The following is a 24,189-nucleotide window of genomic DNA, read 5'->3' as shown; positions in this document are numbered from 1 at the left end:
CCGCTTAGCCTGGACTCATGACTGAGATCCCGCTTTTCGATGACTCCGATATCAACCGTGTGCTCTGCGTGGTCGCCCATCCTGACGATATGGAATACGGGGGTTCGGCAGCCGTGTCGAAATGGACCGATGAGGGCAAAGAAGTCGCCTATCTTCTGCTCACCCGAGGAGAAGCAGGAATCCGGGACATGAGCCCGGAGGAAGTGGCACCGCTGCGCGCCGAGGAACAGCGTCGCGCGTGCAATATCGTCGGCGTCGACGATCTGGAGATCCTCGACTTCCCGGATGGTCTGCTGGAACCCACGCACGAGTTGCGTCGGGCAATCGCACGGAAGATCCGCGAGTTCCGCCCGAATGCGGTTGTCGTGACGACCTTCGACCTCCAAGTGCAGTGGGGGCTCAATCATGTCGACCATCGCCATGCCGGCGTTGCCACCGTCGATGCTATTCGCGATGCGGACAATCCCTGGGTCTTCACCGATCTCAAGGATGCGGGACTGGAAGCGTGGAAGGCCGATCGGCTGCTCATCAATGGTGCCCAGCCCACTCACGCAGTGGCGCTCACTGCTGCGCACGTCGACCGTGGTGTGCGATCGCTTGAGGCGCACAAAGTCTATTTGGACGCCCTCAGCGATCATCCGGCGCCGAAGGATATGATCCCCGGCATCACCACGAGCGGTGGAGAACTCGCCGGCGTCGACTATGCCCTGCCGATCACCGTCGTCGATATGTGAGCACTTCGCCGATTGCTCCTCGTCAGCAGCCGGCGTTCCGAACCACTTCGGCCGGCACGCTGCTGATACAGAACAACCGGGTGGGACGCGTGTGCGTCCCACCCGGTTCGTACTTTGCCAGTCGAACCTTCGACCCGCGGGAGGGGATCAGGCTCCCAGAGCTGCGATTGCCGAATCGTAGTCGGGTTCGGTGGTGATCTCGTCAACGAGCTGCGTATACGTCACGGTGCCCTTCTCGTCGAGGACGACGACAGACCGAGCGAGCAGACCGGCGAGCGGACCGTCGACCATGGTCACACCGAAATCCTTGCCGAAGGAGCTGCGGAATCCCGACGCCGTCACGACGTTTTCGATGCCTTCGGCGCCGCAGAAACGGGCCTGAGCGAATGGAAGGTCGTTGGACACGCAGAGAACGGTGGTGTTCTCCAGCCCGGAGGCGAGTTCGTTGAATTTGCGCACCGAGGCGGCGCACACTCCCGTATCGAGGCTGGGGAAGATGTTGAGCACGACGCGCTTGCCCGAGGTGTCCTGTGAGTTCACATCACCGAGGTCGCCGCCGACGAGGCTGAATGCCGGGGCCTGTTCGCCCGTTGCGGGCAGTTCGCCGACGGTCTTGACCGGGGATCCCTGAAATGCTGTGTTGGCCATGCTTGACTCTCTCCTTCTTCAGAGCTGACTGCTGTCACTCTCACTCTACGTGAGACGGCGCCGAGGGGAACCTGGTGAATGCAGACCGGTCATTCGACCGCCTCTCGGACCGCTGATTCCCACAGATGGCCGACAGCCGCTCAGCGACGACGGCGACGTGAGATGACCACGAGTGCCGAACCGAGTGCGATGATCGCAGCAGCGATGCCGATGCTTGTGGCAAGCTCGAGGCCTGTCCGCGGCAGGTCGGCCCCGCCACCTGCACCGGTTGCCGAACCGTCAGCTTCACGGCCGTCGGCGTCGCCGCCGTCAGAATTGCCGTCCGATGCACTGTTCGTCGAGCCGTCGTTCTCGGATGTTGCTTCTCCGGCATTGTCCTCCCCGTCAGCGCTTCCGGAGCTCCCGGAACCCGCGCCGTCGGAGGACCCACCGGCATCGGACTCGGCTCCAGCGGACGCCTTCGAGCCTGCCTCGGCAGTGGCTTCGCCGGAGCTGTCGGAATCCTCGCTGTAGCCGGAATCGTCATCGTCTCCGCCGGGTGCACGGCTGCTGGTGACGACTTTCCAGTTCTCGTCGAAGAAATCGGCGGGGTCGACGATCTGCTTCTCCTCGGCCCAGTCGATGAGTGCCTGACGAACCTCGACCTGTTCGTTGTAGACCTCTTTGAGTCCGTCGACCGGGTAGCCGCCGCCACCGGACTGACGATAGTTGTTGATGGCGAGGATGAACCGGTCATCGTCTCCGATTTCGCTGCCGTCAGCCTGCGTGAGGTTTTCGATCCTCTTCCCGGTCGGTTTGGAGACATTGATGTCGTAGTCGATTCCGGCCAGAGCATCGTAGTTGTAGTCCGGGATCGGAGATTCCGAGACTTCGTCGATCGCGTTCGTGCCGTCGATCGGGTCGAATTCGGCGCCTTCCTCGGTCTGTTTGAAATAGCGTGCCGAGTATTCGAGGTAGTCGCGCAGCTGAGCGCCATTGATCTCGACTCCGGCAAGAGTGTTGTCGTAGACGTAGAGTCCGGCCACATCTCGGATCGTGATGTCGCCGGCGGGGAACTCTGCGGTGCGGCTGAAGGGTGATGCCTGCGAGATCACGGGAAGATCGGCATAGTCCGTTCCCTTCAGTCCTTCTTCAACCGTCTCGGTTTGGACGTGGGAGATGAAGTCGAGGATGGCCGTGTCTTCATAGTAGGAGGTCTTCGCCGACAGTGTTTCGGTGACCGATCCGATCTTCGTGTTCACGTAGTCGATCGTGGTCTGGTGCTGCTCATCGACAAGGTCTTTGATCTCCTGGTCCTCAGCGACCTCCCCCTGGGTGGCAAGAGCGTCTGCGTGCGGCGCTGCCTCGCCCCAGTCGACGTGGTGGGTGTCAAGGTTGATCGGCAGTCCCACCTCGGATACCGATCGCGCCCAATAGTTCGGTTGGGTGATGAGCACCTGGGTGCCGTCGTCACGGTTCACGACCTGACTGGGTTCGTTCTGATGAGTATGGCCGGCGACGAGGACATCAACTCCGGGCACTTTCGCTACCGAGGTGCTGACGTTCTCCTGCAGCTGGTCCGGATCCCAGCTCTGTCCCTTCGGATCTTTGCCAGAGTGGGACAGTACGACGATGACGTCTGCGCCCTTCTGTTTCATCTCGGGGACGTACTTCTGTGCCGTCTCGACCGGATCGTCGAAGTGCACCTTCCCGGACAGGTTGTTCTTGTCCCAGATACGGCTGCCGGGTGTGGTCACGCCGAGAACGCCGACGGTGATCGTCTCACCATCGACCTGCTTGTCGACCATCGCGTACGGGTCCAAATGGGTCTGTCCGTCGGCATCGTCGATGACATTGGCTCCGAGCAGCGGAAAGTCGATCTGGTCGCGGTAGGTGGCCAGCAGGTCGAGGCCGTAGTTGAATTCGTGGTTGCCGACGACCTGTGCGTCGTATCCCAGGTGGTTAAAGGTCTTGGCCAGTGGGTGGGTTTGGCCGCTCGTCGTGATCGGTTCCTGTTTGGCGAAGTAGTAGGCCAAGGGATTGCCTTGGATCGTGTCACCGTTGTCGACGAGGAGCACGGAATCGGCACCTTTGTCCTCACGCACTCCCTTGATGAGAGTCGAGGCTCGGGACATGCCCAGCTCCTCCCCTGCCGGGTAGGGCTTGTTCGCGAAGTAGTCCCAGTTGAGTACGTTGCCGTGAACATCAGTCGTCGCCAACAGGGTCAGTTCTCCGGTTGTCGCCGCCTGAGAGTCGGCGGGGGCATCGGCACTGCCGAGTCCGGTCGCGGAGGCGGCCGCGGGACCGGTGACGATGAGAGCGAGGGCGAGTGTGAACGAGGTCAGGGTGCGCAGACGCATGAGTCTCCAGAGAACTGGTCAGAGAGGATGAAAGTGATCCAACTCTCTTACCCTAGTGGGCGCTGATCGTTTTCTGAATGGATCTTGAGAGAAATTTGCACAAACTCTCTTGCGTTCACGCTGTGGTGGAATCGGCTCTATCAGCCTCATCCTTCGCAGACGCAGATTTAGCCTCGACGATGATGAGGATGACGACGACGGCCGCGCCGAGGACCGCAAGCAGGATCGGACCGAGTACCGGGTCGACGGGGGCCAGCAGGCCGCCCGCTCCGTGTTCTTCGCCGTCGGCGCCCACCTCTGCAGATGACTGCCACGGCCAGAGCGCGCGGAGGGAACCGAACATCAGTCCTGCCATGACGATGAGGGTCCACCACCGGTGGTTGTGCAGGAAGTATTTGAGAATGTTGACGAAGACCGCCAGGCCGAGGATCGCGCCGAGCATGAAGATTCCGAGGTACCCGAAATCGCGGGAGTCGACGGCCCGCAGAGTGGTCGAGTACATACCCACTGCCAGCAGGAAGAACGATCCGGACACTCCGGGCACGACGAGAGCGCAGATGGCGATAGAGGCGACGAAGAAGACGGCGATGAGCGGTGGATTCTCCACGTCTGCCCCACCTGCCAGACTCGTCATCCAGAACGCGAGAGCGGCGGCGAGGATGAACGCCAGAACGCCGAGGAGCACGGGCTGCCGTGAGGAGCGGGCCGGCAACATCCTCAACGGCACCGCGATGCTGGCGGCGACAAGACCGAAGAACAGACCCCGGGAGAGTTCGGGGTTGCTGGTGACGAAGCCTTCCATGACACCGGCGATGGTGAACACTGCCGCGGCCATGCCCAACAGCACCGGAATGACGAGGAACCAGTCGGTGCGCCGCAGTTCCGCCAGAGCCCCCGCGGCACGGTTCGGTCCTGTCACGAGGGTCTTCGCGGCCGAAACGACGTGAGATGCGGAGTCGATGAGCTGGTCGTAGACGCCGGTGACCAAGGCGATGGTTCCGCCGGAGACCCCGGGGACGAGTTCCGCGCTGCCGATGAGAAAGCCCCGGATCAGGTCGAGCGGGAGGAGTGCTTTGAATCTCTTCGGCGCAGCGGCGGCAGCGGTCGGCGGGGTGTTCGTCATACTTTCCAGCCTATTAGATCCACCGGGCGCCGATGAGGTGCGACTCAGTCGCCGATCTCACCATCGATGTCTTCGCGCAGGATGTCCGCATGACCTGCGTGACGAGCGTACTCTTCGATGAGATGGATGAGGATCCATCGGACGTTGAACTTCTCTCCGTCACGGTCTCCTCGTTCGGTGAGCGTGTCGAGGTCGGCCACCTCGGCGAGGATTTCACGGGACTTCTCACAGGCCTGCTCGTGGTCCGCCAGGAGCTCGTCCGCGGTCATCCCTGACGCAGACTCGAAGTCCCAATCACGGTCGCTGTTCCAGTCGACGCTCGACCATGGCTCCCCCAGCTCTCGGCCCTGCAGCACTTCGACGAACCAGCTCTCCTCGACGAGCGTGAGATGCCGGAGGATGCCGCCGATCGTCAGAGACGATGAGGCCACGGTGTGGTCGAGCTGCTCGGGCGTCAGCCCATCGACCTTGCGTCTGACCACCTGTCGGAAGTACTCGACGAATTCTTCGAGCCCACGACGTTCGTTCGGGGAGTTGCTCGGATCGGTCAATGGCAGGGTCATGCTGAGCCTCTCTGATCATGCAGACGGCCTGATGTTCGAACCAGGTGTATGAGGCTCAGTCTAGTTTTCGCCGACCGATGTCGAAGAGATTTCCTTCGGGATCTTTCAGAGTCGTCCATTCGATCCCATATTCGTCGAAAGACGCGAGCTTATGTGCACCCAAGGAGACCGCGCGGTCGACGTCCGCCGGATAGTGCGGATCGTCGAGGTCGATGTGCAGCGGGTTCTTCCCCTCTGCCCGTTCGTCGACCTTGAGGAAAAGCATTCCCGGGGTCGGTGACTCGCTGTTGTGAACTCCCCCGATGCTCGCAACGAACTCGTTGGCGCCGGGATCGATGTCGGCACCGAGGAGGTCTGCCCAGAAGATCGATTGTGCTTCCACATCGAGGCAGTCGAAGGTGATGCTCAAAGATGCCAGCGACGCCATGAGCGCGGTCCTTTCGCAGTCGGATAGGTGTTGACCCGACTCTAGAGCACCCCACAGACATGACAAGTCGAAGGCGTCATCGTCGGTTATCCGCCGTCATCGTCGCGTCACCCGCGGGGCTGGCGCGCCAACTGCCGCGACTGAGCGACGAGGCGACCGGCCGAGTCCCACAGTTCGCAGTCCTCTTCGAACATTCCGCCGGCGATGTTCCGAGTGGACAGTCGCGCGCTGATCCAGCCGGGAGCGGGCAGGGCGCGGACGTGTGCGGTCAGTTCCATCGTCGGCGCCCATTTGAAGCGACCGAGGTCGAACATCACCGGCGGAAACGAGTCGAGGAAAGTCAGCAATGACAGCGGGTCCGGGTCGGTCCCGTCGATGAGCCGAATCCAACCTTGCAGCACTCCGCGACCACTGGGTTTGCCGACCGCGAATCCTGCGGTGGCCGGGTCGAGGCGCATATCGAACCGTTCGATGAGCGGCGCCGCCTTCTTGAAGTCCTCGCTGGCTTCGGCGGCGCCGACGCATTCTTCCGGTGGGGGCAGCTGGGGCGGCGTGGCTGTCGTGCCGACATCGTCGGGAAGGTCGCCGAGGTTGCCCATCGTCGCCATCGCCGAGATCGTCGGTGCCCCGTTCTGGGAGAGCTCGATGCCGTAGCTCGCCGTCGATCGGCCTTCGCGCAGTGCGCGCGTGGAGATGTCGACCGGACCTTCTCTGCTCGGTCCGAGATAGAAGGTGGAGATGACGAGGGGGTCCGGGGTGCTCGGGTTGACGGCCCGCAGGGCTTGTCCGGCGACTCCGAGGAGGTAGCCTCCATTCACGGCTCCGGCGACTTTCCAGCCGGCGTCGAGGTCGGCGGTAAAGCTGTGGTCGCCTTGGCGGGTGACTGCGGTGGCCTGTGAGAACTCACTGACGGTCGATTGACTCATATCACATACAGTACCAACAACTGAACGAACGTCCAGCCAGATTCAATGTCGACCGGACTGTCGTTCGTTGCCGTGACGATAGTGACCTGTTGCCCGTGCCAACAGCTGCTGGTCGGTGTCGTCATCTCGGCCGAGTTTGGGGATGAGCGCGGCAGCCTTCTTTCCGCCGAGCTCCATGACGGTGCGGCCGCCTCGGCGAATGAAGAGGATTCCGGATTTGGTGATTTGGTAGTCGAATGGATCGTCTTCAAGGCTCATGCCTGGACTCCTTCGTCGGGCGCACCTTGTCGCTTTCATCTCTGCGTTGAGTTGCTGTGAGCGCTCACCGATTAGTCTAAGCGCATGAGTGTGAAGCTGACCCGGGTCGATCCACATGGCTGCGACAATCATGATCTGACTGAGTTCTACACCACGGAAGAGTTCCCTTTCCACGCCAGGCTGTCTCGCTGGTCGGCAGAAGAAGTCCGCCAACGGATTGCGGACGGCTATTTCATCAGCGAGGAGACCGAGACGTTCTGGCTCGTACACAGCGAGCGTGGCCGGATCGACATCGTCCGCCTCGAGGATCTCAGCGACTCGACGCCGATGTTCGACCTTCGATTAGCTTCGCGATTTCGAGGTCGGGGCCTCGGCATTGAGGCATTGACCGCCATCGCCGCTCATGTCTTTTCCAGCACGCGAGCAAATCGGTTGGAGGGTCAGACGCGCGAAGACAATCACGCCATGAGGGCGGTCTTCGACCGGGCAGGCTGGACGAAAGAAGCTCACTATCGCCGCTCGTGGCCTGCAATCGGCAGCGATCCGCTGGATTCGGTCGGCTATGCGATCCTGCGCGAGGAATGGGAGACAGGCGTCGTCCATGAGCTGCACTGGCATGATCGCCGTCATTTCCGTGAGCAGACTCGTGCCGGGATCACGTATTCGTCGAATACTCCGCCATCGTGCAGTGAGATGCTCGCGCTCTATAACTCAGTCGGATGGTCGGCGCACACGAACGCCCCGGAACGACTAGTCCGCAGTGTCCTCAATTCTTCGCACGTGGTTTGTGCTCACCAGGCAGAGCTGCTCGTCGGATTGGCGCGCGTGGTCAGCGACTTCGGAACACTTGTCTACCTCCAAGATGTCCTGGTCGCTCCAGGAATGCAGCGGCGCGGCATCGGGGCTGAACTCGTCGCTCGCGTCCTCGAACCTTTCGCCGATGTCCGACAGACCGTCCTGCTCACCGACGCCGATCCCGGACTGGCTAATTTCTACACGTCGCTCGGCTTCAGCGAAGCCGCCCCGTCTGCAGGGGCGGCGGTCCGTGCTTTCGTCCGATGACGTGAAAGTGCCCCTTGCCAGAAGGCCAGGGGCACTTTCTCTCAGTCGGTCAACGAGTGACCGTCAGAGTGTGTTTCAGTTGTTCTTCTTGCGACGCATGGTCAGAACAACAGCGGCTCCACCGACGAGGAGCAGTCCGGCTCCGGCGGCCAGGCCGGTCAGCTCGGCACCGGTGCGAGGCAGATCAGATCCGCCGCCGTCACCGTTTCCATCATCGTTGCCGTTGTCGTCACCATCGTTGCCGCCGCCGTTGCCGTCTTCGTCGGCAACAACCTGGAAGGAGCCGGTGAGGGCCTCTTCGTCTTCGGTGTCGTTGGCGCCGGTGACCTGAACGTCGTACTTACCGAGGTAGGCCTCGGGGTTCGAAGCGCTGGTGCCGTAGATCGAGAATCCGACGACTCCCTCAGCGTTGGCAGTCTGCGTCATCTCGTAGTCCTTGACGCCATCAGGCCCGTCGACAACCTTGAGGGTCACTTTCTCTCCCTCTTCGAAGCCTTCAGCCGTGATCTGCACGCCCTTGTCTTCCTTCACGAAGTCCGAAGCAGCGATCTCCTTCGGCTCGACAGTCAGCTTGCGCTCGGCCTCTGCAGCCTGAACAGTCACCGTGAAGTTAGTGGCTTCCGAGGTCTGTCCGTTAGCTGTGACCGTAGCGGAGTAGGCGTATTCGCCAGCTTCAGCAGGAGCCTCGGTGGAGAAGTTTCCATCAGCATCGGTCTTGACCGTGACGCTGCCCTCAGCCGGTGCGGCCTGGGCCTGAGCGGAACCTGCCTGGGCATCGCCAGCGGGCTTCCAGGTCAGCTTGACGTCAGCGTTCGGAGCAGCCTTGCCGGTGATCTTTCCGCCTTCAACGACTGTCTGGTCTCCGACCTTGGGAGCTTCAGGCTTCTCGTCACCGTCGGCGTCGGAATCGGCCTTGTCATCCTTGCCATCGGCTGAGGAGGAAGCATCGGCATTGTCGCCATCGGCGGCAGCGGAAGCGTCAGCCTCTGCTCCGTCTGCGTCGGCCGAAGCTTCAGCGTCGTCGCCTTCCGCAGCGGACGAAGCATCAGCTTCCTTGGCGTCGGCGTCAGCGTTGTCGGAAGCGTTTGCGTCGTCGCCCTCGGCCGCGGCGGAAGCATCTGCGTCCTCACCGTCGGCAGCGGCCGAAGCATCTGCATCTTCACCGTCGGCAGCAGCGGAAGCGTCAGCTTCTGCCTCATCATCACCCGGAGGCTCTTCGTTAGGATCAGTGAACGAGATCGACTGTCCGGACTTCTCGAGCGAGTAGTCGAGGTCGGCTACCCAGCTGAAGTCGATCTCCTGACCGTTCTCGTCCTCTGCAGGACCGCCGCCGGAGATGACGCCGACTGCAGTGTCTCCCTGGAAGACGCCGCCACCGGAATCGCCGGGCGCGGAGAACGGCTTGCCGGACGGTGCCTTAACACCGAAACCATGGACGAAGCGTCCGCTGACGTTGACGAAGTCGAACTGCTCGTTGTAGGCAGTCCATGTCTCGTTCTCGGTCAGTCCGGTCGTCCGGCCGGCCTTCTGAACGGTACCTTCGCTGTGAGCGCCGACCTTGGTGATATCAGTGGCGAGCTTCGCAGCCAGATCGTCGTCTCCGGCGGTCGACCAGTCAGTCACACCTGTCTTGACGTTGTACTTCGAAGCATCGACATTGATGACCGCGAAGTCGATATCGTCGTCATTGGGCTGAGCATCTGAACCCGGAGGAACCAGCTCGCCGCCGAACTTGTTGTAACCCCAGCTGCCGATGACGCCGAGTCCGGTCTGCTTGAATCCCTCTCCGCCGACCGCAGGCGCAGTGGAAGGCTGTTCGGTCTCGTCGACCGTCGTGTCGCCCTCAAATTCCCCGCTCTGCTCGTTGATGATCTTCGCGCAGTGACCAGCGGTGAGCACGATCGGCTTTCCATCAGCATCCCAACCGGAGAATCCGGTTGAACAGGCTCCGCCGCCCTCGCCTGCCTTGACGAGGTAACCTGCGCCGCCAACCAAGTCGTTGCCGGCATAGGCCTTCAGCTCTTTGACTCCCTCAACGACCTTGACGTTCGAGAAATCCTGCTCAAGCTTCTTGGTTGTCTTGTCGGCCTTTTCAACACCGATGGTGAGCTTGCCGTTCTTGGCGCCGTATGCGTTGACACCGGACGCCTTGTCCAGAGTCTTCTGCACAGCCGCATCGCTCTGCACATTCAGCTTCTGCGGACCGTTGTCAGCGACGGCCGGAGAAGCAGCGAACGCTCCGCCCAGGCCGAGCGCCGTTGCCGCTGTGAGCGCCAGCGAACTCTGTACGAGTTTCTTCTGCATAAGTTGTTGTCTCTCTGTTCTGAGGGATCAATGTCACAAGTTGATGACCTAAGTCACGATAAGGTTACGGGGCGCACTCAGTGACTACCAAAAAAGTAGGTCGAAGACTGTGAACTTAATGTACGAAACTTCAGTAGATGTATACAAAGAGACTTGCTGTTATCGCCTCTAGGCAGTCGCCATGAATAGACGATGCCCCCGGTCAGAAGACCGGGGGCATCGTCAGTGTCAGTTCGCCAGACCGTCAGACGGCCGGCATCACAGCACTCAGTTGTTGTTCTTGCGACGCATGGTCAGAACGACCGCGGTTCCGCCCACGAGGAGCAGTCCGGCTCCGGCGGCCAGGCCGGTCAGCTCGGCACCGGTGCGCGGCAGGTCAGAACCGCCGTCACCGTTTCCGTCATCGTCGTTTCCGTCGCCGGCTCCGCCGTCGGCATTGCCGTCGTCGTTGTTGCCGTCATCGTCTCCGCCGGATCCGCCGCCGGAACCGTCTTCGTCAGCGACTACCTCGAACGTACCGGTCAGTGCCGACTCGTCCTCGGTATCGTTGGCGCCGGTAACCTCGACGTCGTACTTACCGAGGTAGGCCTCGGCGTTCTCGGCGCTGGTGCCGTAGATCGAGAATGCGGCGGCACCGTTCTCATTGGCGGTCTCGTCCAGCTTGATGCCCTCGACGCCTTCAGGCCCGTTGGCAACTTCGAGGTTGACCTTCTCGCCCTCGTCGAAGCCCTTAACCGTGATCGTCACGCCCTTGTCTTCCTTCACGAAGTCGGACGCGGCGATCTCTTTGGGGTCGACGCTGATCTCACGCTCGGCAGGAGCGGGAGTCTCGGACTCGTCCTTCTCAACGGTCACATCGAATTCGGTCGTCTTGGATTCCTGTCCGTCAACGATCGCCGTCGCAGTGAAGTTGTAGTCGCCTTCGGCCTTGGGGCCCTCGACGGAGAAGTTTCCGTCCTTGTCAGCCGTGACGGTCTCAGAACCGTTCTCGGCTGCCTGAGCACCTTCAGCGGGTTCCCACTTGACCTCGACCTTGGCGCCAGCCTCGGCCTTGCCCTTGACCTTGCCCTCAGGCTCGATGGTCTGGTCTTCGGCCTTCGGAGCGGCAGGTGCCTCAGGGGTCTCCTCACCCGGCTTCTTGAGGTTGAAGTCCGTGCCGGACTCCTCGAGCGAGTGGTCCAGGTCGGCAACCCAGGTGAACGAGGTGTTCGCATCGAGGTCGCCGCCGCCGGAGATGACACCCACGGCGGTGCTGCCCTGGTAGACGCCGCCGCCGGAGTCGCCCGGCTGGGAGAAGGGCTTGTCGATCGGCGCGGTCACGCCGAATCCGTGGACCCAACGACCGCCGACATTCTGGTAGTCGAAGTCGTACTCCGAGCGGGGCAGAACTTCGCCGTCGGTCTTACCGGTGGTGCGACCGGACTTGCTGATGGCGCCGTCCTTGTGCGCACCGACCTCGGTGATCTCGGTGGTCGACTTGGCCAGATCGTCCGAATCGGCGGTCGACCAGTCGGTGATGCCGTTCTTGACGTTGTACTTCGACTCGTCGACGTTGATGACGGCGAAGTCGATGTCGGACTCGCTGGGCTCAGGCCACTTGTTCTGGTCGGCGCCCTCGAGGAGGTCGCCGCCGAAGTTGTGGAAGCCCCACTTGCCGATGACGCCGCTGCCGGAGGCCTGGAAGCCTTCGCCGCCGTTGGCCTCGGAGATCGAGGGCTTCTCGGTCTGATCGACAGTGGTGTCGCCGTCGAACGCGTTGGTCTGCTCGTTGATGATCTTCGAGCAGTGACCGGCGGTCAGGACGACGGGCTTGCCGTCTCCGTCCCAGCCGGAGAAACCGGTCGAGCAGGCCCCGCCGCTCTCGCCGGCCTTGACCAGGTAGCCGGCACCGCCGACGAGATCATTCTTCGCATAGGGCTTCAGTTCCTTGACGCCCTCGGTGACCTTGATGTTCTGGTACTTCTTTTCGAGCTTCTTGATCTCGTCGGTCTTCTTGGCAACGCCGATGCTGAGCTCGCCGCCGTCGGTGCCGTAGGCGTTGACGCCTTCGATACCGGAAAGTGCCTTCTGGACGTGAGCTTCACTCTGAAGGTCCAGCTTCTGCGGGGCGTTGTCAGCCATCGCCGGTGAGGCGACGAGCGCGCCGCTCAGGCTCAGCGCCGCAGCGGCGCTGATCGCCAGTGAACTCTGCACGAGTTTCTTCTGCATAAGGTTGATTCCCTTGATCGTTGTCGATGCTTCGATTGCCCGACCCCGTCAACAGGCTTCGCCGCGACTCGGCGGTTCATGCTTCCGGTGTCAGATTTCCAACCGTGTGAAAGGTTACGGTTTGATCACGACGCAATGCAAGAACCATCAATGTCCCAGGTGAACACAACTTACAGAAGTCGGACTGCACAAGCTGTCCTGTGTTCTTCCAGGTCGCTCGAAAACGGTGCCGTTATGATCAGGGGCATGCCGAACCACACAAAGCTTCGCCCCCTGGCCTCCGTAAGACCCGCCTCGAGGCTCGCGCTCGGACTCGCGGCCCTTGCTCTCACTCTGCCGCTGGCAGCCTGTGACACCGGCAACGACCCCCGAAACCCCAGCTCCCCCTCCCCCACCGAGTCCAGCGAAACCACGTCTCCCAGCGACGACGCCTCCAAGCTCGATCCCACCGGTAAATGGACCTCACCGGAGAAGGGCGACCCGTTCCTCGAATTCTCTGACGACGGCTCGCTCGAAGGCTCTGACGGCTGCAACGCGATCGTCACGAGCTGGAAGGTCAAAGGCGACGAGATCACCATCGACTCCTTCATGTCGACCCAGAAAGCCTGCGCCGGCGTCGACACCTGGCTGAGCAAAGCCTCAACGGCGACTATCGAAGGCGATGTCATGAAGGTCAAAGACAGCAACGGGAAAGTCATCGGCGGACTGGAAAAGGACGACAAATGACACAGGAACTCATCGGCCGCTGGACGGCCGAGACGAACGAGCGGGCCTTCCTCGAGTTCACCGAGGACGGCTCAATGCGCGGCAGCGACGGCGCCAACAACCTTATGACCTCATGGTCGGCCGAGCCCGAGGGTTTGATGATCAAGTCCTCGATGATGACGCTCAAAGCCGCTCCCCGAATGGTCACCTGGGTTCCCAAAGCCAGGAGAGTCGAACCCGACGGCGACCGTCTGCACCTCTTCGACGCTGCCGAGAACCACCTCGGCGACCTTCATCGTCAGCCGCCCGGCCCAACTCACAAGCTCGGCGGTCGTTAGATGGCCGGAGGTCTGATCGCACTCCTCGACGATGTGGCCGCACTCGTCAAACTCTCGGCTGCCAGCCTCGACGATGTCGCCGCAGGTGCGTCACGAGCCGGTGCGAAGGCGGCTGGGGTCGTCATCGACGATGCCGCGGTGACGCCGAAGTTCGTCGAAGGAGTGGACCCCAAACGCGAGCTTCCGATCATCCAGCGCATCGCGTTGGGCTCCCTGTTCAACAAGCTCGTCATCATCCTCCCGATCATTCTCCTGCTCAGCCAGTTTCTGCCCTGGCTCCTCACTCCGCTGCTCATGATCGGCGGCACCTACCTCTGCTATGAGGGTGCCGAGAAGGTCTTCGAGAAGCTCGGCTGGATCGCCCACCACGAGAAGGACACCCCGGCCGCCGAACAGTCGACCGATGGCAAGGCGGCAGAGAAGAAGGTCGTGCGATCGGCCATCACCACCGATTTCGTCCTCAGCTGCGAGATCATGGTCATCGCCCTCAACGAGGTGGCCGCCGAATCCCTGACCAGCCGTGCCGTCATCCTCGCCGTCGTCGGCGTTGCGATCACCGTCGGCGTCTACGGTGTCGTCGCACTCATTGTGAAGATGGATGACATCGGTCTGCATATGGCGAAGAAGGACTCACCCGGGCAGCAGAAGTTCGGTCGGTTCCTCGTCGGAGCGATGCCGAAGCTGCTCGCTCTGCTCTCCGTCGTGGGCACCTTCGCCATGCTGTGGGTCGGAGGACACATCATCCTCGTCGGCACCGACGAGCTCGGCTTCCACGCCCTCTACGGCTTCGTCCACCACTTCGAAGAGCCCGTCGCCGCGATCACGGTCCTCGGCGGCTTCCTGGGTTGGCTGGTCAACACGTTCTTTTCCCTCATCCTCGGTGCGATCTGGGGAGGCATCGTCGTCGGCGTGATCTTCGGAGTCAAGGCACTCGTGAAGAAGGACGGCAAGAAGGACACTGCGACCGCCTGAGCTGCGGCGGCGTCCCTCGTCGCTCGGGTTCCGGGCTCCGTGAGTTGGGTTGGGCCGGTGAGAGAAGGGCTGGCCCGGTCGCCTACTTCCTGAGCATGTCCTCGATGCCGCTGTCGGTCACCAGCCAGTCGAGGCTGGCCGGGCTGGCGGCATTGACGGCGGTCGCGAATTCGGCGTCGATGAAGGCTGCGGTGCCGTTCTTCACCGACGGCAGCGAGTCATAGCTCGGATTGTCAACGACCTGCTTCTTCCCGTCGTCGTCCATGGCCCACACGAAGAGGTAGTCTGCGTCGAGCTCGTCGAGATTCTCGGTCGAGAGAGTGAACTTGTTGATCTCTTCAGGCGTCTGGTGCTGCCCGGGTTCGAGGCCGAAGAGTTCCAGCGGTGCGGCGTTACCGAAATAGATCCCTTCGGCCCGCGGCGAGATCAGCTGATATGACTTCCCGTCGACCCCGAGGTCGGCACCGACGGCTTCGAGCTTGTCTTTCGTCGTGTCGATCAGTTTCTCTGCCTCATCAGACTTCCCCAGAGCTTCGCCGACCTGTTCGGTCATCTCATCCCAGTCGGGATTCGCCGACTCCGTGTCCGGAATGATCACCGGAGCGATGTCGGAGAGCTGCTCGTAGGTGGAGTCGTCGGCGATATTCCAGGGTGCTGCGAAGATGACATCCGGTTCGTATTCCGCGATCTTCTCGAGGTTCGGCGCATATTCGGCGTTGATGAGCGAATCGTCCGCGACATCGTCGGTGACGCCCTTCTGCCACGGCATGATCTGGTCTTTCGTGGATGCGACGGCGACCGGTGTCACGCCCATTCCCGCAGCCGCGTCAGCGGCAGGCGAATTGAGGACGACGACGTTCTTCGCACCAGCCGGGACTTCGACCTCCCCCTTGAGAGTGTCGACCGTGACCGAGTCGGCGTTGTCCGCCGCCTCATCGGTTCCGCCGCATCCTGCCAGCAGCAGCGTCGAGGCCGCCAGCACCGAGATGACTCCGAGAGCGGTCCTTGTCATTTGAGTTCTCATTTCCGGGATACGTGCGCTCAGCGCTGAGCGAATGTCTTCTTCGGTGCTCCCGCCACGATCATCGGAGCACCCGTGACCGGATCGTCGATGACTGTGCAGTCGATGCCGAAGACCTCGTTGACGAGTTCCGAGGTGATGATCGTCTCCGGAGCCCCCTGAGCGACAATCGAACCGTTCTTCATGGCGATGATCTCGTCGGCGTAGCGGCAGGCTTGGTTGAGGTCGTGGAGGACGGCGACCAGCGTGTGCCCGTATTCGTGATTGAGCTGCGAGAACAGGTCGAGCAGCTCGATCTGATAGGCGACGTCGAGAAAGGTCGTCGGTTCGTCGAGCAGCAGGAGGGAAGTCTCCTGAGCGAGCACCATGGCCACCCAGACGCGCTGACGCTGACCGCCGGAGAGCTCGTCGACGAGCCGTGAGGACAGCTCTTCGGTGTTCGTCGCCCGCAGCGCCGACAGCACAGCTGCTTCATCGGCGTCGGTCCACTGGCGAAGGAACGACTGATGCGGGTGTCGCCCGCGGGAGACGAGCTCGGCGACCGTGATCCCGTCCGGGGCGATGGACGACTGCGGGAGAAGACCCAACCGCTGGGCGATCTTCTTCGTCTTCATCTTCTCGATGTTGTTCCCATCGAGAAGCACAGTGCCCTTCGCCGGCGGCAGCAGTCGCGCGAGAGCACGCAGCAGAGTTGATTTGCCGCACGCGTTGGGGCCGACGATGATCGAGAACTTACCGTCGGGAATGCTCACGTCGAGATCGCTGACGATCTGGCGCTGGTCATAGGCCAGGTCGAGGTTCTCGGCGATCAGCGGGGAGGCTGCGCCTGCGGGGTTGGGAATGCTCATGATGCCTTCCGAGCTTCTTGGATGAGGAGCCAGATGAGGTAGATGCCGCCGATGCTCACGGTGATGACGCCGACGGGCAGTTGGATATCGCCGAACGCATGTTGGGCGATGAGGTCGGCGGCGACGAGGAGCAGTGCTCCGACAGCCGCGGAGGTCAGCAGGCTGGTGCCCTGCGCCCGCGCGATCCGCCGCCCGATCTGCGGTGCGGCCAAGGCGACGAAGGCAATCGGACCGGCCGCGGCCGTGACCACGGCGACGAGGGCGACGGCGATGACGATGAGAACGGCACGGATGGGCTCGTTGCGTACGCCCAGCGCTTTCGCCGTATCGTCGCCGAGTTCCAGAGTGCCGAGATCTCGGGAGAAGAGTCCGCAGGCCAGACCGAGGACGATGGTGGCCACAGCCGCCGGTGCGATCGTCGACCAGCCCATTCCATTCAGGGTTCCGGCACCCCATGTGGCAGCGGCCATGGCGAGCTCGAGATCGGCGCGCATGATCAGCCAGGTGTTGAAGGCGTTGAGCATCGCCGTCAGTGCGATACCCACGATGATGAGCCGGAAGCCCTGGACCCCGCCTTTCCAGGTGAGCAGGTAGACGACCACGGCGGTCAGGAGTCCGCCGATGATCGCGCCCGCCGCGGTGGAGACGAAGCTCGTGCCGAAGACGATGATCGTGACGATGCCGCCGGTGTAGGCACCGGTGGAGAAGCCGATGATGTCCGGGGAGCCGAGAGGATTGCGTGTCAGCGATTGGAAGACGGCTCCGGAGACTCCGAGTCCGGCGCCGAGGACGATGCCGGCGATGATGCGCGGTGCCCGCCACTCCCCGACGACGGTATTGACGATGCGCTTCTCAGCGGCCCCGAACAGGCCCTGGAACACTTCGGTCGGAGTCAGCGAGAACTTGCCGAGCATGAGACCGGCGAAGCCGCAGGCCAGCGCGATCAGCGTGATGATTCCGGCGGTGATGACAACCCGCAGGTCGATGCGGAATCCGAAGACGCGCAACATGGGCCGACCGAAGTCGACTTTCTCCCCCGTCAGTGCATGCGGGTGCGCAGTGAGGCTGCGGTCGGTGACCGCGAGGTTGGTGGTCTTCACAGGCCGCTCGCCTTCTTTCGACGGACAAGGGCGATGAGCACCGGAGCACCGACGAACGCGGTGACGACTCCGACTTGGAGTTCGCCGGGTTTCATCACGACTCTGCCGATGACGTCCGAGGCCAGGAGCAGAATGGGAGACAGGACGAGTGAGTAGCCGAGGATCCAGCGCTGGTCGGGACCGACGATCCAACGGGCGATGTGCGGAATCATCAGGCCGATGAATCCGATCGGTCCGGCGGCGGCCGTAGCCGCTCCGGCAAGGAGGGTCACCGCGAGGATGGAGAGCACTCGGGTGCGGTTGACCGAGGTGCCGAGGCTGGCGGCCAGATCGTCACCGAGGGCCACGGCGTTGAGTGAGTGGGACAGTGCCAGTGCGAGCACGGTGCCGATGACCATGAACGGCAGGATCGCGGTGATCGTATCGAAATCGCGGCCGGCGATCGCGCCGACGTCCCAGGATCGGAAGGCGTCGAAGGCGCGTTCGTTGGTCAGCAGGATGGCTTTGGTCAGTCCGGTGAGCACAGCGGCGACGGCGACTCCGGCCAGAGTCAGGCGGATCGGATCGACCGTGCGGCTGCGGCCCGCGGACCCGATGACATAGACGCCGACAGTGGCGACGAGGGCGCCGGCGAACGCGAACCAGATGTAACCGGTGATCGAGGAGATCCCGAAGAATGCGACGCCGATCGTGATCGCCAGGGACGCACCCGCGTTGACGCCGAGGATGCCCGGATCGGCCAGGGGGTTGCGCGTCAGGGCTTGGATGAGACCGCCGGCCAGGCCCAATCCCATGCCGACGAGGATGCCGAGCACGGTCCGCGGCAGGCGCAGTTCGAGGACGACGAGCTGATCGTCGCTGCCGGTGGGCGCGAAGAAGGCTCGGAGGACCTCCGAGATCGGCATGTCCCTGGCGCCGATCGCCAAGGAGGCTGCGATCACGACGATGAGCGCAATGATCGCTGCGACCAGTCCCAGTACTCTTCTGATCCGCAGGCTCCCACCGGTCGGATGACTGGTGTCGGTATGCGGTTTCGCCTCGGCAGAGGTGGCGGAACCGGTCATCGAGGTGGTCCTTTGAGTGAGGTGGCGGTCAGGTGACTAAGGGCAGGCTAACCACACTGTAACTCACCGGACCACCTCAGCCAAGCGAGAGAGGTCTCACTCGGCTGTGATCTTGCCGATCCTCTCGGACACCTGCCGCTGGATCCGCGAGAGCATTCCGCTCATTCCGCGCAGCCTCAGCGGGCTGACGATCTCCGACATCGACAGCCGCAGGGGCAGGTCGGCTGGAACCGACAGGATCGCCTCGGCGGTGGCTCCGTCGAGCCCTTCGTGCAGGATCCCGGCGAAGCCCCGCGTGGTCGGCGCCTCCGGGGGCGCGGAGAAGTGCAGGCGCACTTCCGCCCGCTCCCCCGCCTCGGGGTCGGCCACCTCGGTGACGAGGAAGATCGGCGACTGGCATTCGGGTACCGGCTCGAGCAGCTCCGGGTGGTCCGTGTACTTCTCCGGCAGGTCGGGAAGGTCCGTCGCGAACTCCAGCAGCACCTGGAGACGGTCGTCGGACGGGGTTTCGGCGAAGTCCGTGACGATCTCCGCCAGCGCCTCCGGCAGATCGTCGGTCTTAGGCGTCGTCGTCTCGCTCATCAGCGTCCGGGCACCTCTCCCGGCTCCGCTCCGGTGACGATCGGCACGCCGACGACATTGCCCCATTCGGTCCAGGAGCCGTCGTAGTTGCGCACGTTCTCATATCCGAGGAGGTGCTTGAGGACGAACCAGGTGTGGCTGGAGCGTTCGCCGATCCGGCAGTAAGCGATGACCTCGCTGCTGGCGCCCAGCCCTGCCTGCTCGGTGTAGAGCTCCTTGAGTTCGGCGGCGGACTTGAAGGTGCCGTCTTCGTTGGCCGCCTTGCCCCAGGGCATCGACTTCGCGCCGGGGATATGGCCGCCGCGCAGTGCCCCTTCCTCCGGGTAGGCGGGCATGTGGGTGCGTTCGCCGGTGTATTCCTCCGGGCTGCGCACATCGATGAGCGGCAGGTCGCCGAGGCTGTCTCGAACCTCGGGAAGGAAGGCGCGGATGACCGAATCGTCACGTTCGACGACGGGGTATTCGGAGGGTACGGGCTGCGGCTTGTCCGTGGTCATCTCGCGGCCCTCGGCCTGCCATTTCGCGCGACCGCCGTCCATGAGGCGGACGTCTTCGTGGCCGAAGAGAGTGAAGACCCACAACGCGTAGGCAGCCCACCAGTTGGACTTGTCGCCGTAGACGACGATGGTGTCATCGCGGGAGATGCCCTTGGCGGACATGAGTGCGGCGAATCCTTCGCCGTCGACGTAGTCACGGGTCACCGGGTCGTTGAGTTCGGTGTGCCAATCGACCTTGACCGCTCCGGGAATATGCCCCGTTTCGTAGAGCAGCACGTCTTCGTCGCTTTCGACGACGACGAGTCCGGGATCGCCTGCATGCTCAGCCACCCAGTCAGTGCTGACCAGTCGGGTTCCGTCCGCGTATTCGGCGAACTTCTCTGCGGGATCGGCCGGGATCGAAGTGCTCACGCATTCCTCCTGAGGGTTTGAGTCCAATTGTGCTCGCTGTGGCAACGTCGAGCGCGTTCAGCATATTCCTTTTCAGGGGCGGCTGAGGAATGCCGACAGTGCTGAGACGAACTCACGCGGTTTCTCCGAGTGCACCCAATGACCCGAGCCTTTGACCGTGAGAAGGGTGGTGCGAGGGAACAGACTGCGCATCTGCGGCAGGTCGTCGCGGTCGACGTAGTCCGATTTCTCGCCGGCGACCCAGAGGACCCGATGGTCGAAGACGGCACCGCCCATGTCCGGGAAGTCCCCGATGATGTCGAGGCTCGAATGCAGCAGCGGCAGATTGGGCTGCCAGGAATAGCCCGCCGAGGTGGGGCGCAGGTTCTGCAGCAGGAATCCCCTGATCGCGGCCTCGGGGATCGGGTCCCGAAGCGCCTCATCCGCGTCGGTGCGCGATTCGATCCGGTCGAGGTCGAGGGCGGCGAGGCTGGAGAGCAGATGGTCGAAGACTCCGGTGGACCCGCCGGCGTCGGGTCCGATGTCGACGACGACGAGGCGGTCGATGAGTTCGGGGTGGCGCAGCGCGAGCACCATGGCGACCTTTCCGCCCAAGGAATGTCCGACCAGGTGCACGGGCTGATCGCCGGGATCGACCGCCTCGGCGATATGGGCCGCCACGGCATCGGCGAGGTCGACGTAGTCGAAGGTCTCGGTCCATTCGGACTCGCCGTGGTTGGGCAGGTCGACCAGCAGGCTGGAGAATTCGGGCTCGATGTCCTTGGCGATGCGGGTGAAGTTCTTGCCTCGGCCGAACAGGCCGTGGAGGAAGACGACCAGGCGCCCGGACTCGCCGATTCGAGTGCTGTTGATGGTGGTCACGATCCCAGCCTAGCCCGTGCCGTTCTGCATATCAGCAGCCCTGTTGAGATTCTCCCCCGGCGGTCACTGCTGACGCGGGTAGGGTGAGGTCATGCACTTCTCCGAATATGACACCCGACTTGCCGGTTATGCGGTCATCGTCAATGACGACGACGAAATCCTCCTCAGCTGGTTCAACGGCGGAAAGGACCGACTGCACGCGATCTGGACGCTGCCCGGAGGCGGAATCGAGTTCGACGAGAGCATCGAAGCCGGCACGGTCCGTGAGATCAAAGAGGAGACCGGGTTCGACGCTGAGGTCGTCCGCCCTCTGACCACTCATTCCTTCACGGAAGCACGTCGCAATCCGATCTTCAGCGATTCGACGGATCGTCCTTTCAAAGGCGTACGGGTCGTCTACGAGGCGCGGATCACCGGCGGCACCTTGGGCACGCTCGAGGTCGATGGGACGACGGATCGGGCGGAATGGCTGCCGATCGATTCGCTTCAAAATGTGCGGCACGCCCGCATCATCGACCTCGGCCTGGATGCGTGGCGTGCCGCTGTGTGAGTTCTGCGCAGGGGCGCGCAGCAGCGCTCGTCAGTCGGTTACTTCACCTTGTCGGCGATGAGACCCGGGAGCTCCTCCGCGGTGTACTTGGCCGAGAGGATCGAGTTGAGTGAGAATGCCTTGCGGATGTCGTCATTGTCGTTGGTCAGAACGAGGTCGTGCCCGTCCTTGACGGCAGGAATGCGCTTGTAGGCCGCATCCTCGGTGACATCCTTGTCCTCGATGTAGATCGGGAACGTCAGGAGCAGGTCCGCGTCGAGCTGATCGAGGTTCTCCTCGGAGATCGGCACGGAGAAGCCGTCCGCCTTCATTCCGGCGATCGTCTCGGACTGCTTGAAGCCGAGCTGCTCCATGACCTGCACGCGACCTGATTCCTCGACGTAGGCACCCCAGCCCTCAGAGGTCTTCGCTGCCACGGTCACGGACTTGTCCTTGAACTCCGGATGGGCTTCGCGCGCATCGGCGTAGGTCTTGTCGAGGTCGTCGAGCAGCTTCTTCCCGTCGTCTTCCTTGCCGAGCGCCTGGGAGACGAGGTCGACCTGCTGGTCCATGGTCGTCAGGTAGTTGTCGCCGCCCTCTGGCACTCCGACCGTGGGAGCGATCTCGGAGAGGCGGTCGTAGCGCTCCTGCTCTCCGGAGCTGTTCGTGTCGAGGATGACATCGGGCTCGAGTGCGGCAATGGCTTCGTAGTCGGGTTCCATCGTCGCGATGATCTCCGGAGCTTCGTCGTAGAGATCTTCGGCCCACGGCCCGACGCCCTTGCCGCCGAACTCGACCCAGTCAGAGGCGCCGACGGGCTGGACTCCGAGCGCCAGAGCGGTCTCGGCATCGCCCCATCCCAGCGCCACGACCATCTGCGGGTCGGCGGGCACCTCGACGGCGCCGAACTTCGTGTCGACGGTGGGCCCCGAGGCCTCGTCGGCTGAATCTGCTCCTCCGCCGCAGCCGGCGAGGACGAGAACGGAGGCAATCACTGGGGCGAGAATACGGCGCATGGAATCCTTCTTGAGTAGTTAGGCGAGCCTAGCTTAACCCATTTCTCCGGCGGTTCGAATCCGGCCGCACGGCCGCCTCGGCGAGAAATCGACCAAGGGATCAGGGAGCCTTGATCTCGAGCCCTTCGACGTCCATGTCATCGAGGGCGACCATGCGTGAGCGGCGGCCCGTGACGATGCGGTGGATGACCCACAGAAGCAGGAACGCAGGAAGCCCTGCATAGGCGCTGGCGACCTGGAGCAGCTGCCCGTTGACGATCGCCTGCACGTTCTGCCCGATGATGACGACGATGAGCATGATGAGCGCGATGACCGGGCCGATCGGGAACAGCGGCGCCCGGTACGGCAGGTCCGCTACAGCGCGCCCCTGCCGCACATAGGCGCGGCGGAACCGGAAGTGGCACCAGGCGATGCCGACCCAGACGATGAAGCCGGAGAGTCCGGAGACATTCATCAGCCAGGTATAGGCTCCACCGTCACCCATGATCTCGGTGAGGAATCCGAACAGTCCGATCATGGCGGTGGCCAGCAGCGCCATGACGGGGACTCCGCGTTCGTTGAGTCGGGCGAACAGCCTCGGCGCGGTTCCCTCTTTCGCCATGGCGTAGAGCATGCGGGTGGAGGCGTAGAGGCCGGAGTTGCCGGCGGAGAGGATTGCGGTGAGGATGACGGCATTCATCATTCCGGCGGCCACTGCGATTCCGGCGCGTTCGAAGACGAGAGTGAACGGTGAGGCCGTGATGTCCTCATTGTTCGCCGAGGCCAGCAGCGAGGGGTCGGTGTAGGGCAGGAGGAAGCCGATGACGGCGATGGCGCCGATGTAGAAGAGCATGATGCGCCAGAACACGGTGCGGATGGCGCGCGGCATGTCCTTGCGCGGGTTCTCCGACTCCCCCGCGGTGACGCCGACGAGCTCGGTGCCCTGGAATGAGAATCCGGCGATCATGAAGACGCTGATGATGGACATCCAGCCGCCGACGAAAGGAGCTTCTCCCGTCGTCCAATTGCTCACCCCGGGTGCAGTCCCGCCGAGGATGCCGGCGATCATGAGCACACCGAGGACGAGGAACGCCAGCACGGCCGTGACCTTGATGGCGGCGAACCAGAATTCACCTTCGCCGAAGGCCTTCGCCGACAGGAAGTTCAGCCCGGCCAGCAGGATGAGGAAGACCGCCGCCCAGATCCACGAGGGCACGTCGGGGAACCAGAAGGACATGATGACGCCCGCGGCGACGAGTTCGGCAGCCAGGGTGATCGCCCAGTTGAACCAGTAGTTCCAGCCCATGGCGAATCCGAACGAGGGACTGACGTATTTGGTCCCGTAGGTGTGGAACGATCCGGCCACGGGCAGGTGGGTCGACATCTCGCCGAGGGACTGCATGACGAAGAGGACCATGATGCCGATCGCGGCATAGGCCAGCAGGGCGCCGCCGGGGCCGGCTTGTGAGATCGTGCCGCCGGAGCCGAGGAAGAGCCCGGTGCCGATGGCACCGCCGATGGCGATCATCTGCAGGTGGCGGGACTTCAGTCCCCGTCGGAGTCGGCGTTCTTCGTTCGCCGAGGCGGCTGGCATTCCCATGGTCATCCTCGTTCGTGGTTCGGCAGGTCCGCGCACGAGGACCCTGGCCATTCCTACCACAAACGGAGGCATCC

General features: G+C 62.9%; 24 protein-coding genes. 6 read left to right on the top strand and 18 right to left on the bottom strand.

Annotated elements, in window-relative coordinates; translation table 11 throughout:
* Nucleotides 1-17: 17 nt before the first annotated feature.
* On the top strand, nt 18-734 hold the full coding sequence (locus KTJ89_RS01580; protein WP_259356697.1) for a PIG-L deacetylase family protein: 717 nt from the start codon (nt 18-20) through the stop codon (nt 732-734).
* Between the two features lie 147 nt (nt 735-881).
* Here KTJ89_RS01580 and tpx read toward each other — a convergent pair whose 3' ends face one another.
* From tpx to KTJ89_RS01545, 7 genes are all read right to left on the bottom strand, one after another.
* Nucleotides 882-1,382: a thiol peroxidase gene (gene tpx, locus KTJ89_RS01575; RefSeq protein WP_259356696.1), complete on the bottom strand. Its 501-nt coding sequence runs from the start codon at nt 1,380-1,382 to the stop codon at nt 882-884.
* 140 nt (nt 1,383-1,522) lie between these two features.
* On the bottom strand, nt 1,523-3,721 hold the full coding sequence (locus tag KTJ89_RS01570; protein ID WP_259356695.1) for a bifunctional metallophosphatase/5'-nucleotidase: 2,199 nt from the start codon (nt 3,719-3,721) through the stop codon (nt 1,523-1,525).
* A gap of 115 nt (nt 3,722-3,836) precedes the next feature.
* The gene (locus tag KTJ89_RS01565; RefSeq protein WP_259356694.1) at nt 3,837-4,844 is read right to left on the bottom strand and encodes a DUF368 domain-containing protein; all 1,008 of its coding nucleotides are present in this window, start codon (nt 4,842-4,844) and stop codon (nt 3,837-3,839) included.
* 44 nt (nt 4,845-4,888) lie between these two features.
* A complete protein-coding gene (locus tag KTJ89_RS01560; protein WP_259356693.1) occupies nt 4,889-5,407 on the bottom strand; it encodes a DinB family protein in 519 nt (172 codons plus the stop codon).
* 55 nt (nt 5,408-5,462) lie between these two features.
* The gene (locus KTJ89_RS01555; protein WP_101544850.1) at nt 5,463-5,834 is read right to left on the bottom strand and encodes a VOC family protein; all 372 of its coding nucleotides are present in this window, start codon (nt 5,832-5,834) and stop codon (nt 5,463-5,465) included.
* A 107-nt stretch (nt 5,835-5,941) separates the two neighbouring features.
* Nucleotides 5,942-6,760 carry a thioesterase family protein gene (locus KTJ89_RS01550; protein ID WP_259356692.1) on the bottom strand — a complete coding sequence of 273 codons (819 nt, stop codon included), beginning with the start codon at nt 6,758-6,760 and terminating at the stop codon, nt 5,942-5,944.
* Nucleotides 6,761-6,802: 42 nt separating this feature from the next.
* Nucleotides 6,803-7,018 carry a hypothetical protein gene (locus KTJ89_RS01545; protein ID WP_139907554.1) on the bottom strand — a complete coding sequence of 72 codons (216 nt, stop codon included), beginning with the start codon at nt 7,016-7,018 and terminating at the stop codon, nt 6,803-6,805.
* Between the two features lie 84 nt (nt 7,019-7,102).
* Between KTJ89_RS01545 and KTJ89_RS19235 the strand changes: the two genes are divergently transcribed.
* Nucleotides 7,103-8,080, top strand: coding sequence for a GNAT family N-acetyltransferase (locus tag KTJ89_RS19235; protein ID WP_310650267.1), 978 nt, complete (start codon nt 7,103-7,105; stop codon nt 8,078-8,080).
* Between the two features lie 75 nt (nt 8,081-8,155).
* Here the strand turns inward: KTJ89_RS19235 and KTJ89_RS01530 are convergent, their stop codons facing one another.
* Nucleotides 8,156-10,384 carry a S1 family peptidase gene (locus KTJ89_RS01530; protein WP_259356691.1) on the bottom strand — a complete coding sequence of 743 codons (2,229 nt, stop codon included), beginning with the start codon at nt 10,382-10,384 and terminating at the stop codon, nt 8,156-8,158.
* Nucleotides 10,385-10,651: 267 nt separating this feature from the next.
* Complete coding sequence (locus KTJ89_RS01525) at nt 10,652-12,592, bottom strand: S1 family peptidase (RefSeq protein WP_259356690.1); 1,941 nt, start codon at nt 12,590-12,592, stop codon at nt 10,652-10,654.
* 246 nt (nt 12,593-12,838) lie between these two features.
* On the opposite strand from KTJ89_RS01525, the gene KTJ89_RS01520 reads away from it, so the two are divergent.
* The 3 genes from KTJ89_RS01520 to KTJ89_RS01510 are packed head-to-tail and all read left to right on the top strand — an operon-like array spanning nt 12,839 to nt 14,607.
* On the top strand, nt 12,839-13,318 hold the full coding sequence (locus tag KTJ89_RS01520; RefSeq protein WP_172169032.1) for an META domain-containing protein: 480 nt from the start codon (nt 12,839-12,841) through the stop codon (nt 13,316-13,318).
* The gene (locus tag KTJ89_RS01515) at nt 13,315-13,635 is read left to right on the top strand and encodes an META domain-containing protein (protein WP_259356689.1); all 321 of its coding nucleotides are present in this window, start codon (nt 13,315-13,317) and stop codon (nt 13,633-13,635) included. Before KTJ89_RS01520 ends, KTJ89_RS01515 begins: the two co-directional genes overlap by 4 nt.
* A complete protein-coding gene (locus KTJ89_RS01510; RefSeq protein ID WP_259356688.1) occupies nt 13,636-14,607 on the top strand; it encodes a DUF808 domain-containing protein in 972 nt (323 codons plus the stop codon).
* Between the two features lie 82 nt (nt 14,608-14,689).
* Here KTJ89_RS01510 and KTJ89_RS01505 read toward each other — a convergent pair whose 3' ends face one another.
* The 7 genes from KTJ89_RS01505 to KTJ89_RS01475 form a co-directional block, all read right to left on the bottom strand.
* Nucleotides 14,690-15,619 carry an ABC transporter substrate-binding protein gene (locus KTJ89_RS01505; RefSeq protein ID WP_259356687.1) on the bottom strand — a complete coding sequence of 310 codons (930 nt, stop codon included), beginning with the start codon at nt 15,617-15,619 and terminating at the stop codon, nt 14,690-14,692.
* 29 nt (nt 15,620-15,648) lie between these two features.
* Nucleotides 15,649-16,476 (bottom strand): ABC transporter ATP-binding protein, encoded by an 828-nt coding sequence (locus KTJ89_RS01500; protein WP_181270407.1) that lies wholly within the window; start codon nt 16,474-16,476, stop codon nt 15,649-15,651.
* Nucleotides 16,473-17,486: a FecCD family ABC transporter permease gene (locus KTJ89_RS01495; protein ID WP_139467407.1), complete on the bottom strand. Its 1,014-nt coding sequence runs from the start codon at nt 17,484-17,486 to the stop codon at nt 16,473-16,475. The genes KTJ89_RS01500 and KTJ89_RS01495 overlap by 4 nt, the downstream gene beginning before the upstream one ends.
* Nucleotides 17,487-17,572: 86 nt before the next feature.
* Entirely contained in the window at nt 17,573-18,640 is a 1,068-nt protein-coding gene (locus tag KTJ89_RS01490) for an iron chelate uptake ABC transporter family permease subunit (RefSeq protein WP_139466886.1), read from the bottom strand.
* Between the two features lie 96 nt (nt 18,641-18,736).
* Nucleotides 18,737-19,222 (bottom strand): SufE family protein, encoded by a 486-nt coding sequence (locus KTJ89_RS01485; RefSeq protein ID WP_172169020.1) that lies wholly within the window; start codon nt 19,220-19,222, stop codon nt 18,737-18,739.
* Nucleotides 19,222-20,130, bottom strand: a complete 909-nt coding sequence (locus KTJ89_RS01480) for a sulfurtransferase (RefSeq protein ID WP_259356685.1) — start codon at nt 20,128-20,130, stop codon at nt 19,222-19,224. The genes KTJ89_RS01485 and KTJ89_RS01480 overlap by 1 nt, the downstream gene beginning before the upstream one ends.
* A 72-nt stretch (nt 20,131-20,202) precedes the next feature.
* Nucleotides 20,203-20,991, bottom strand: coding sequence for an alpha/beta fold hydrolase (locus tag KTJ89_RS01475; RefSeq protein ID WP_259356684.1), 789 nt, complete (start codon nt 20,989-20,991; stop codon nt 20,203-20,205).
* 91 nt (nt 20,992-21,082) lie between these two features.
* Here KTJ89_RS01475 and KTJ89_RS01470 point away from each other — a divergent pair, with 91 nt between their 5' ends.
* Nucleotides 21,083-21,541 carry an NUDIX hydrolase gene (locus tag KTJ89_RS01470; RefSeq protein WP_139466882.1) on the top strand — a complete coding sequence of 153 codons (459 nt, stop codon included), beginning with the start codon at nt 21,083-21,085 and terminating at the stop codon, nt 21,539-21,541.
* A 38-nt stretch (nt 21,542-21,579) separates the two neighbouring features.
* Here KTJ89_RS01470 and KTJ89_RS01465 read toward each other — a convergent pair whose 3' ends face one another.
* Nucleotides 21,580-22,536 carry an ABC transporter substrate-binding protein gene (locus KTJ89_RS01465; protein WP_259356683.1) on the bottom strand — a complete coding sequence of 319 codons (957 nt, stop codon included), beginning with the start codon at nt 22,534-22,536 and terminating at the stop codon, nt 21,580-21,582.
* Nucleotides 22,537-22,636: 100 nt separating this feature from the next.
* Nucleotides 22,637-24,115, bottom strand: coding sequence for an amino acid permease (locus KTJ89_RS01460; protein ID WP_301539170.1), 1,479 nt, complete (start codon nt 24,113-24,115; stop codon nt 22,637-22,639).
* Nucleotides 24,116-24,189: the final 74 nt, after the last annotated feature.

Source organism: Brevibacterium sediminis (assembly GCF_024895295.1).
GTDB classification, from domain to species: Bacteria; Actinomycetota; Actinomycetes; order Actinomycetales; family Brevibacteriaceae; genus Brevibacterium; species Brevibacterium sediminis.
The sequence above is the reverse complement of the archived record's forward strand: the minus strand, read 5'-3'. Positions and strand labels throughout refer to the sequence as shown.